1 protein-coding gene is annotated in these 1,275 nt (G+C 66.3%); it reads left to right on the top strand.

Going from position 1 to position 1,275, the window contains the following annotated elements; genetic code table 11:
• Position 1: 1 nt before the first annotated feature.
• On the top strand, positions 2-1,275 hold a 1,274-nt coding region (gene bamA, locus J2W36_RS26500), incomplete at its 3' end, for an outer membrane protein assembly factor BamA (protein WP_307692778.1).

Consider the following 1,275-nt stretch of genomic DNA (forward strand, 5'->3'; position numbering starts at 1 on the left):
GGTGGTCGCCAGTGCCCTGGCCGCGACGGCCGCCTGGGCCGTGGAGCCCTTCACCGTGCGCGACATCCGGGTCGAAGGCCTGCAACGCGTGGAGGCAGGGACCATTTTCGCCTCGCTGCCCGTGCGCGTGGGCGACACCTACAGCGACGAGCGCGGCGCTGCGGCCATCCGCGCGCTGTTCGACCTGGGTCTGTTCAAGGACGTTCGCATCGACGTGAGCGGCAACGTGCTGGTGGTCATCGTCGAAGAACGCCCGACCGTGGCCGACGTGGACTTCGTGGGTACCAAGGAATTCGACAAGGCCGCGCTGCAGAAGGCACTGCGCGAAGTCGGGCTGGCCGACGGCCGGCCCTTCGACAAGGCGCTGGCCGACCGCGCCGAGCAGGAGCTCAAGCGCCAGTACGTCAGCCGCAGCCTGTACAACGCCCAGGTCGTGACCACTGTCACGCCCATCGAGCGCAACCGCGTGAACCTGACCTTCACCGTGACCGAAGGCGAACCCGCACGCATCCGTGACATCAAGGTCGTGGGCAACAAGGACTTCAGCGAATCCACGCTGCTCAACCTGTTCGACCAGGACGCGGGCGGCTGGATGAGCTGGTACACCAAGTCCAACCAGTACTCGCGCGCCAAGCTCAACGCCGACCTGGAAACGCTGCGCTCGTACTACCTCACGCGTGGCTACCTGGAATTCCGCATCGACTCCACGCAGGTGGCAATTTCGCCGGACCGCCAGGACCTGAGCGTGACGGTGAACATCACCGAAGGCGAGAAGTTCGTGGTGGCAGGCGTCAAGCTGGACGGCAACTACCTCGGGCGCGAGGAGGAGTTCAAGTCGCTGGTGACCATCCGCCCGGGCGAGCCGTACAACGGCGAGCAGGTGACGGACACGACCAAGGCGTTCACCGACTATTTCGGCAACTTCGGCTACGCGTTCGCGCGGGTGCAGGCGGTGCCGGAGATCGACCGGACGAACAACCGGGTGGCGCTGACGCTGCAGGCCGAGCCGTCGCGCCGGGTGTACGTGCGGCGCGTGAGCATTGCGGGCAACAACCGCACGCGCGACGAAGTGATACGCCGGGAGTTCCGCCAGTACGAGGCGAGCTGGTACGACAGCGACAAGATCAAGCTGTCGCGCGACCGGGTGGACCGCCTGGGCTACTTCACGGACATCAACGTGGAGACGCAGGAAGTGGCGGGCTCGCCCGACCAGGTCGACCTGACGGTGGAGGTCAAGGAAAAGCCCACGGGCAGCCTGCAACTGGGCGCGGGGTA

The organism is Variovorax ginsengisoli (genome assembly GCF_030811835.1).
GTDB classification, from domain to species: domain Bacteria; phylum Pseudomonadota; class Gammaproteobacteria; order Burkholderiales; family Burkholderiaceae_C; genus Variovorax; species Variovorax ginsengisoli_C.